The sequence below is a fragment of the Rhodococcus sp. 2G genome, assembly GCF_001886355.1.
GTDB lineage: Bacteria > Actinomycetota > Actinomycetes > Mycobacteriales > Mycobacteriaceae > Rhodococcus > Rhodococcus pyridinivorans.
The window spans coordinates 420,913-431,693 of sequence record NZ_CP018063.1; the positions used below are offsets into that span (position 1 = coordinate 420,913).

Consider the following 10,781-nt stretch of genomic DNA (forward strand, 5'->3'; position numbering starts at 1 on the left):
CGCTGCTGGTATGGTTAGGCGGCCCTAACTATATCCGGACGGAGGGGCGGATCCGAGGGGGCGGGTCCAGGAATGCCGAGGAGTACCCGTGGAATCGATCGTGCCTCTGCCGTTGACCGCTGCCCAGGCGGGAATGTGGTTCGCGCAGACGATCGACCCCTCGAACGCGACACTCGTCACCGGGCACTTCCTCGAGATCGACGGCGCCATGGATCCGGACGTGCTCGCCCGCGCCGTCCACACGGTCTTCGACGAATCCGCCGGACTGCGCGCCCGGATCGCCGTCGTCGACGAGGTGCCCGTCCAGTTCCCCGGTGCCCATCCGTCGCCGGAGATCGAGGTCACCGACCTCACCGCCGACGCCGATCCGCGGCGGACGGCCGTCGACACGATGCGCGCGATCCTGCGCGTGCCGATGGATCCGACGGCCGAAGCCGGCATCGGCGCCCGGGTGTTCGTCCTCGGACCGGACCGTGTCCTGCTGTTCCTGCGCGCCCACCACGCCTTGCTCGATGTCTACGGCTACAGCCTGGTCGAACGCCGCATCGTCGTCGTGTACACCGCACTCGTGCGCGGCGAGGACGTCCCGCCCGCGACCTTCGGCTCCGTCGAGCAGGTCGTCGCCGAGGACGAGGAGTACCGCAGCGGCGAGCGCATCGTCGCCGACCGCGACTTCTGGACCGAGACGCTGCATGGTGCACCCGACGCGCTCGGCCTCGCGGAGACCGCGGTGCCGGCCGCGTCCTCGCTCGCCCGCGCGGTGGTCACCGAATCGGTGCAGGTCCCCGGGGACGTCGCCGAGGCGCTCGACGTAGCGGCACGCCGCGCCGGGGTGGGCTGGCCCGACCTCGTCACCGCCGCGACCGCCGCCTATCTCGGCCGGGTCACCGCGGTCCGCGACGTGGTGCTCGGCTTCCCGGCCATGAACCGGATGGGCAGCGTCGCCGCGAAGGTGCTCACCACCGCCGTCAATGTCGTGCCCCTCCGCATCGAGGTCGCTCCGGAGGCGAGTCTCGCGGCGCTCGCCGCCGACGTGCGCGCCACCGTCGCTGCGCAGGGACGCCACAGTCGCTACCGGGGCGAGGACATCCACCGCGACCTGCGTCTGCCCGCGACCAGTCCCGGTCCGGTGGGCCCGACGGTCAACATCAAGCCGTTCGGCGACACCGTGCGATTCGGCGACGCGACCGCCACCGTGCACTCGCTCGCGCGCGGTCCCGTCCACGACCTCGCGGTGGTCGCCCGTCGTGTCGACAGCACCCGCGCACTCGAACTGACCCTCGACGCCGACGCCGACCGGTACACCGCCGACGAGGTCGCCGGTCACGCCGCGGCCATCGCGCGACTGCTCACCTTCGCCGCCCGGGAGGACGCGGACGAACGTCCTCTCGCCCATGCCGACCTGCTGAACCCGGATTTCCGCGCCGATCTCGAATCCCGTTGGCACGGAGTCGTATCCGAGTCTGTCGCGCCCGACGCGATGGATCTGTTCGACGCGCAGGTGGCCGCCGCCGGTGCCGCACCCGCGCTCGTCGCCGGCGCCGACCGTCTCACCTACGCCGAGCTCGACGCGCGCATCGATGCCGTCGCAGGCGAACTCGCACGGGCTGGTGCGCGGTGCGAGGTGACGGTCGCGCTCGCCCTGCCACGCACCGCCGACATGGTGGTCGCGCTCCTCGCCGTGCTGCGGACGGGCGCGGCGTACCTGCCGCTCGATCCCGCCTTCCCCGCCGAGCGACTCGAGTACATGCTCGACGACGCGCGACCGGCGATCCTGCTCACCACCGACGACTTCGCCGACCGTCTCGGCGCATCGACCCCGGACGCCACGGCGGTCTTCCGTGACGGCGTCCTGCACTGGCGCGGCGACGTCCCCGTCGGCACCACGCCTTCCGAGCGAGTTGTGCCCGACCAGTCGGCATATGTCATCTACACCTCGGGTTCGACCGGCCGGCCGAAGGGTGTCGTGCTCTCGCGCGGCGCACTCGCCCGCTTCGTCGACGCCGCGACCGATCTCGCCGGAATCGGCACGCACACTCGGCTTCTCGCCCTGACCACCCTGTCGTTCGACATCTCGGTGCTCGAACTGATCGTGCCGCTGTGCCGCGGCGGGGCCGTCGTGCTCGCGGGCGACGACGAGGCGCGCGATCCGGCAGCCCTCGCCGCGCTCGCCGCCACCGAGTCGGTGGACTGCATCCAGGCCACCCCGTCGCTGTGGGGCGCGATCGTCGAACACGACGGTCTGGATCTCGCCGGTACGGGCGTGCTTGTGGGCGGCGAGGGCCTGCCCGCCGTCCTGGCCGGAACCCTCGCTGCGCGAGCGTGTTCGGTCGCCAACATGTACGGCCCCACCGAGGCGACGGTGTGGTGCACCTCCGCTCCGGTCGCGCCGGATCTGCCGTGGACCGGGTCGGTGGGCCGCCCCTATCCGGGAACCGGTGTGCGCGTGCTCGACCGGCAGTTGCAGCCCGTGCCGGTCGGCGCGGCCGGTGAGCTGTACGTCGTGGGGCAGCAGCTCGCGCGCGGCTACCGCGGCCGCCCCGACCTCACCGCGGCCCGCTTCGTCGCCGATCCCTTCGGCGCCGGCCGGATGTACCGCACGGGCGATCTCGTGCGCTGGACCGCCGACGGCACCCTGCAGTATCTCGGACGCGGCGACGACCAGGTCAAGGTCCGCGGACACCGCATCGAACTCGGTGAGATCGAGACCGCCGCAGCGCAATTCGCCGGCGTGGCGCAGGCCGTCGTGGTCGCCCGGCCCGACGCCACCGGTGCGGCCCGCCTCGTGGGCTACGTGACCGGCACCGACGTCGACACCGCAGCACTGCACGACTTCCTCCGCACACGTCTGCCCGAGTACATGGTGCCGTCGCTGACGGTCGTGCTCGACGAGTTCCCGCTCACCGCGAACCTCAAGGTCGACCGCAAGGCACTGCCCACCCCGGAGATCGGCGCCCCCGACACCGGTCGCGATCCCGAGACCGCCACCGAACACACCCTCGCCGGTGTCTTCGCCGACCTGCTCGGACTCCCGGCCGTCGGTGTCGACGCCGACTTCTTCACCCTCGGCGGAACGTCGCTGTCCGCCACCCGTCTCGTCGCCCGGATCCGCTCGGCGCTGGACGTCGAGGTGTCGCTGCGCGACGTCTTCGACGCTCCCACCGTGGCCGAATTGGCCGTGGTGGTCGACGGCGCGAGCCCGGCACGTCCCCGCTTCGTCGCAGGACCGCGACCGGCGCGGATCCCGCTGTCGTCGGCCCAGCAGCGCCTGTGGTTCCTCGACCGTGCCCAGGGACCGTCGCCGACCTACAACATCCCCTTCGCCCTCGAACTGCGCGGCCGGCTCGACGCCGGCCTGCTCGACCGTGCGCTGGTGCACGTCGTCGCCCGGCACGAGGTGCTGCGCACCGTCGTCGACGTCGTCGACGGTGAGCCCGTGCAGGTCGTCACCGACACGCCGTCGACGGTCCTGCAGGTCGCGGAGGCGCGCGACGGGAATGCCGCGGCACTTCTCGACGCGGCTGCGCGGGCATCCTTCGACCTCGGACAGGACCGTCCGTTCCGTGCGCATCTCGTGCGACGCGCACCGGATGACGCGGTGCTGCTGCTCGTCGTGCACCACATCGCCGGCGACGAGTGGTCGGCCGAGACGGTCTTCGCCGACCTCGCCGCCGCCTACGCGGATCTCTCGGCGGGTCGTGTGCCCGACGACGCGCCGCGTCCCCAGTACGCGGACTTCGCGGTGTGGCAGCGCGGTCTCGCCGACGACCCCGCCGCGGCCGCGCTCCGCAACCGCGATCTCGCGTTCTGGCGTTCCACCCTCGCCGGGGCACCCGAGGAACTCGCCCTGCCGCACGACCGTCCGCGACCCGCGGTGCCGAGTCACCGCGGTGGCGAGGTGCACGTGCAGGTGGGTTCGGAACTGTCTGCGGCCCTTCGGGATACGTGTGCCCGTTCCGGGACGAGCATGTTCATGCTCACCCACGCCGCGGTGGCCACCCTGTTCACCGCGCTCGGTGCGGGCGACGACATCGTGCTCGGCGCGCCCGTCGCGGGTCGCGCCGACAGTGGGCTCGAGGACATCGTCGGCTTCTTCGTCGACACCGTCGCCCTGCGCACCGATCTGTCCGGCGATCCCGACACCGCCGAGATCCTGACACGCGTACGGCGCGCCGACCTCGCCGCGCTCGCCCACCAGGAGGTGCCGTTCGACGAGGTGGTCGACGCCGTCGGTGTCACCCCGTCGCTCGCGCGGCACCCGCTCTTCCAGACGATGGTGCAGTACCGCACCGAACCGGTCGTCCCGCAGATCGGCGACACCGTCGCGACCGTGTCGTATCTGTCCACCGGCGCGTCGAAGTTCGATCTCACCGTCGACTTCGTCGACGCCACCGACGGTTTGTCGATCCGCTTCGAGTACGCCGAGGACCTCTACGACCGTACGAGCGTACGGACCCTGGGGCAGCGTCTGCTGTCGGTGCTCGCGGCCTTCGCCGAACCCGAACCGCGGCACCTCTCGACGATCGACGTGCGCACCGACGAGGAGCGCGCCGCCGGCACCGCCGAGGCGGTGCCCGCCACCACGCAGCTGCTGCCGGATCTGCTCGCGGCGGCCTTCGCCACCCACCCGGATCGCCCGGCGCTCGTGTTCGGCACCGAGACCCTGAGCTATCGGGAATTCGGGGCGCGCGTGCATCGTTCGGCTCGTGCGCTCGCCGAGCGGGGCATCGGACCCGGCAGTGTCGTCGCGGTCGCGGCGGCACGCTCCGACGCCGCCGTGGTGGCCCTGGCCGCCGTCGTCGTCGCCGGTGCCGCCTACCTGCCCGTCGACCTGTCGTACCCGCCGGCACGCATCGAGTTCATGCTCACCGACGCCGCACCCGATCTCGTGCTCGTCGATACGGACGGCGCCGTGCCCGGAGGGGCACCGGAGCTGACCCTCGCCGCACTGGCAGAGGCGGCACAGGGCCACCCCGACGCGCCGGTGACCGACCTCGACCGCACCCGGCCGCTGCATCCGGAGGACGGATCGTACGTCGTCTACACCTCCGGTTCGACGGGTGTGCCCAAGGGGGTCGTCGGAACCGCTGCGGCGCTGGCGAACCGGCTGGCGTGGCAGGCGGCACGCGTCCGCCCGGCCGGCGACGACGTGCGCCTGGCCAAGAGCTCGCTGAGCTTCATCGACGGTTCCACCGAACTGTTCGCCGGTCTGCTCTCCGGTGCGACGATGGTCCTCGCCGACGACGCGGCCTCCCGTGACGCCGAGACCCTCGCCGATCTCGTCGCCCGGCACCGCGTCCGGATGCTCACCGCGGTGCCCAGCCTCGCCGAGACCCTCGCCGCCCTGCGCCCCGAGGCCGCGGAACTCGTCGACACGTGGTTCCTCAGCGGAGAACCCCTCGGCGCGAGCGTGATCGCGGCACTGCCGGGCGCACGGGTGATCAACTCGTACGGTTCGTCGGAGGTCGCCGGCGACGTCACGACCTGGACGGCGCCGGGCTCCGACGTCGACCGCGTCCGCATCGGTGCCCCCGTCGACGGCGTGACCGCACGCATCCTCGACCGGCACCTGCGTCCCGTCCCGGACGGGGTGACCGGCGAACTCTACGTCGGGGGAGTGCAGTCCGCCCGCGGCTATCTCGGCCGCCCGGACCTGACCGCGGCGCGGTTCGTCGCCGACCCCACCGGGAGCGGCGCTCGGCTGTTCCGTACCGGAGACCTGGTGCGGCGCAGTTCCTCTGGAGAACTCGACTTCGTTTCGCGCGCCGACCACCAGCTGAGCCTGCGCGGCTTCCGCATCGAACCCGGCGAGGTCGAGGTCGCATTGCGGCGCCACCCGGCGGTGACCGCGGCCCTCGTCACCGTGCGCCCGTCGGCGTCCGGAACCGATCTGCTCGTCGGCTACGTCGTCGCCGATCCGGCCGCACCGCGCCCGACGGTCACCGACCTGCAGGACCACCTGCGGACGGTGGTGCCGGACTACATGATTCCCGCCGTCTTCGCCGTCCTCGACGCCATGCCGACCCTGCCCAACGGCAAGGTCGACCGCGCGGCTCTGCCCGATCCCGCGCAGAGCCACAGCACGCGCGAGGCCACCGACGACGAACGCGCCGTGTGCGAGGTGCTCGCCGAACTCCTCGGTGTCCCCCAGGTGGGCCCCGACGACGACTTCTTCGCCCTCGGAGGCAATTCGCTCCTCGCGACACGTCTGTCCGCTGTGCTGCGCGTGCGCACCGGCCGGAACCCGTCGATCCGCGACATCTTCGATCTGCGCACCCCCGCGCGACTCGCGGCGACGGTCCCGGCCACCGCCGCCGGACCCGAACTCGTGCGCCGCGACCACGCCGATCTCGTCCCGATGTCGGCGGCGCAGCGCCGGCTGTGGTTCCTCTTCCGCCTCGAGGGCGCGTCGGCGACCTACAACATCCCGTACACGATGCGGTTGCGCGGCACACTCGACATCGACGCCCTGCGCGGCGCCCTGCAGCACCTGATCGCCGGGCACGACACGCTGCGCACGGTGTTCACCGAACCGGACGAGGATGACGTCGAGCAGATCGGCTACCAGCGGGTGCTGCCCGTCGAGGACTGCACCGTCGACCTGCGGATCGTCGACACCGCCCCGGCGGATCTCGACGCGCTGCTCGCCGAGGAGGCGGGCCGCCCGTTCGATCTCGCCCACGACCTGCCGATCCGCGCGACGCTCGTGCGCACCGCTCCCGACGACGCGCACCTGATGGTGCTCGTGCACCACATCGCCGCCGACGAGTGGTCCGCCACGCCGCTGGTCGCCGACCTGTCGGCCTGGTACGCGCACCTGACCACCGGGGCGCCCGCACCTGCGTCGCTGCCGGTGCAGTACCGGGATTTCACTCTCTGGCAGGACGAACGTCTCGGTACCGGGGAAGAGTCTCTGCGTGAGGTCCAGACCGAGTACTGGGCACGCGTCCTCGACGGCGCACCCGAAGAACTCGCCGTGCCGCACGACCGGCCGCGCGGTGCCGTCAGCAGCTACCGCGGCGGCGCGGTCCCGTTCACCGTCGACCCGCAGACCCGCTCGGCACTCGCCGATGTCGCCGCCGAATCCGGCGCGACGATGTTCATGCTCACCCACGCCGTCGTCGCGGCACTGCTGCGCGCGCACGGCGCCGGGGACGACATCGTCGTCGGCACTCCCGTCGCGGGGCGCCCCGACGCCGCCCTCGATCGGATCGTCGGCTTCTTCGTCAACACGCTCGTGCTGCGCACCGATCTGTCCGGCGATCCCACGGTCCGCGACCTGCTCGCGCGGGTCCGGGAAGTCGATCTCGACGCCTACGCGCACCAGGACCTGCCGTTCGAGGTGCTCGTCGAACGACTCGCCCCGGCCCGGTCGCTCGCGCGCCAGCCGCTGTTCCAGATCATGGTGCAGTACCGCGACCGGCTCGACGAGATCCGCATGCCCGGTCTCGACGCCGAACCGGTCTTCGTCGAGACCGGCACGTCGAAGTTCGACCTGACCTTCGACCTCGCCGAGACCGACGACGGCGGGATCCGCGGTCGCATCGAGTACGCGACCGACCTGTTCGACCGCGGCACCGTCGACGGATTCGTGCAGCGGCTCACGGCTCTGCTGGCGGAGATCGCGGCGAATCCGGACGCCTCGCTGTCGCAGTTGAGCGTGCTCACCGTCGACGACCGGAAGGCATTGGTGGCAGCGGAGATCGGCACGGTCCGAGACGACGGTCCCGATCGCACGGTCCCCGAGCTGTTCTCGCAGCAGGTCGCTGCGACACCGGATGCCCTCGCGCTCGTCGACGACGCCACCGGACGGCGGTGGACCTACGCCGAACTCGACCGTGCCGTCGCCGCGCTGGCCGGGCATCTGCGTGCCGTTCCCGGAGTAGGAATGGATGCCGTCGTGGCCGTGGCGATTCCGCGCAGCACCGCTCTCGTGATCGCCCTCCTTGCGATCCACCGCGTCGGTGCGGCCTATCTGCCGCTCGACGAGAACTATCCCGCCGAGCGACTCGCGTACATGCTCTCCGACGCGCAGCCCGTCGCGGTCGTGGCGGCCGCCGGTGTGGCGATGACCTTCGACTCCGGTGTGCCGGTGCTCGAGGTCGACGAATCCGGTTCCGTCGGAACCGATCCCGCAGATCCGGTCGCAGCACCGACTGTGATGCCCCTCGACTGCGCGGCGTACGTGCTCTACACCTCCGGATCCACCGGAACCCCGAAGGGTGTCGTCGTCGGCCATCGCGCCGTGGCCAACCGGCTGCGGTGGATGCAGGACGAATACGGTCTCACCGCCGAGGATCGGGTGCTGCAGAAGACCCCGTCCGGATTCGACGTGTCGGTGTGGGAGTTCTTCTGGCCGCTGATCACCGGCGCCACGCTCGTCGTCGCGACCGCCGACGGTCACCGCGACCCGCATTATCTGCGCGATGTGATCGCCCGGCAGTCGATCACCACGGCGCACTTCGTGCCGTCGATGCTCGCGGCGTTGCTCGACGTGCTCGCCGCCGAGCAGGACCGGGCACTGCGCCTGACCCGGGTGATCTGCAGTGGTGAGGCGCTGACCGCCGACCATCGCGACCGCTTCCACACCCTCGTCGACGCCGAACTGCACAACCTCTACGGCCCCACCGAGGCCGCCGTCGACGTCACCGCGGCACCGATTCCGGCGCAGGACATTCCGTGGGTCCCGATCGGACGGCCGATCGACAACACCCGCACCCTCGTCCTCGACGAGCGGCTCCGGCCCGTGGCGCCGGGCGTCGTCGGCGAGTTGTATCTCGGCGGTGTCCAGCTCGCCCGCGGCTACCACCGGCGCGCGGGCCTGACGGCGGGCCGGTTCGTCGCCGACCCCTACAGCGACGCGGGGGAGCGGCTCTACCGCACCGGCGACCTCGTGCGGTGGCGCGACCGGGGCGCGGGCCTCGAACTCGACTACATCGGCCGCGCCGACGGGCAGGTCAAACTCCGCGGCCTGCGCATCGAACTCGGGGAGATCGAGGCGACGCTGGTCGCGCATCCGAACGTCGCGCAGAGCGCCGTCGTGGTGCGCGACGGCATGCTCGCCGGCTACGTGGTGCCCCTGTCCGGGCGCACCGTCGAACCGGCCGATCTACTCGCGCACGCCGCGACCTCCCTGCCCGATCACATGGTCCCGGTGACCGTGACCGTGCTCGAGGTACTGCCGCTCGGACCGAACGGCAAACTCGATCGCAGGGCACTCCCCGATCCGCAACCGACCGCGACGACGCGCCGCGACCCGGAGACCCCCGCCGAGGCCACACTGTGCGAATTGTTCGAGGAGGCACTGCGTCTCGACGTCGTCGGACCGGACGACGACTTCTTCGCGCTCGGTGGCGACAGCATCGTCTCGATGCAGGTCGTCACGGCCGCGCGCCGCAAGGGCATCGAATTCGGCCCGCGCGAGATCTTCCGGTGGCGCACCCCGGCCGGTCTCGCCGCCGTCGCGCAGTTCGCCGAGACGGAGGAACAGCCGACGGGCCCCGTGGACGACCGGGAACCGGGCCCGGTGCCCGTGCCGCCGGCCGTGCACGCACTGCGAGAGATCGGTGCAGAGCCGGCCGGAGCCGCACTCGTGTTCGCCGTCGACACCCAGGCGGACGAGGAGAAGGCGACGGGTGCCGTGCGCACGGTGGTCGCCGCTCACGATGCGCTGCGCATGCGGCTCACCCGCGTGTCCTCGGTGCTGTGGTCGCTCGACACCCACCCCGCCGGCGACGAGGTACCGGTACGGGTCGTCGAGACCACCGACCTCGCAACAGCGCAGCAGCAGGCCCGCACCGAGGCCGCCGAGGCTCTCGACCCCGAGGCCGGACCGGTGCTCTCGGCCGTGTGGCTGACCACCGGGCAGACCGGTCGACTCGTGGTGGCGGTCCACCCGATCGTCGCCGACGGTGTCTCCGTCGGCGTGCTCGCCGCCGACCTGGCTGCGGCGGTCACCGGGGGACCGGTTGCCGTTCCCGCAGCCACCGCGCAGGGACTCGCGACCCGCATCAACGAGCGCGCGCAGGACCCGGCGCTGCTCGGGGAACTGGCGCACTGGGTGCAGGTCCTCGCCCCGGGCGCCGCGCTGAGCACCGCGGTGCTCCCCGTCGGCGATCCGGTCGAGATCGCCGCAGTCGAGGTCAACGCCGGTCCGTCCGGTGGGCAGGACCTCGCTGTCGCGGCAGTGACCGCGTTGGCAGTCGCCGTCGGACGCGTCCGCGAGGCCGCGCCGGCACATTTGCTCGTCGAGATCGAACGCGACGCACGTGAATTCTCCGACGGCGAGCCGGACTGCACCCGGACCGTGGGTCCGTTCGCCGTCGGTGTGCCCGTGCGGGTTCCCGTCGCCGACGATCCGGACGCGGTGTCGACCGGTGTGGCCGCCGCCGTGGACGCGGTGCCCGGGGACGGGTCCGGTTACGCGCTGCTGCGGCACCTCAACGCCCAGGCCGCACCGGCCTTCATGGCACTGGCCCGGCCCGACGTTCTCGTCCGGATCGACACGGTGCCGACGGAGCGGCGGACCCCGTGCGGGCGCGCCCTCGAGCTGTCGGTGCGGATCGAGGAGAAAGCGGGCGGTCGTATATTCACAGCCACGATGCGGTCGGACGGACGAATTTCCTGCGAGGAGATCCGAGGGCTGTCCGAGGCCTGGACGACGGCGATGAACGCGCCGGTGGGAGCAGGTTTCAGTACCCCCTCGGGCGCCTAGTATGGTTAGCCTAACCATTAGCTAGTCGGTATGCGCCTGCGGTTCGTCGCGGCATCCGTGGGAGAGA

Annotated in this window: 1 protein-coding gene; it reads left to right on the top strand. The window is 71.9% G+C overall.

Annotated features, from left to right (window positions below):
• Positions 1-88 precede the first annotated feature (88 nt).
• On the top strand, positions 89-10,714 hold the full coding sequence (locus tag BO226_RS02075) for a non-ribosomal peptide synthetase (protein ID WP_071934517.1): 10,626 nt from the start codon (positions 89-91) through the stop codon (positions 10,712-10,714).
• Positions 10,715-10,781 lie beyond the last annotated feature (67 nt).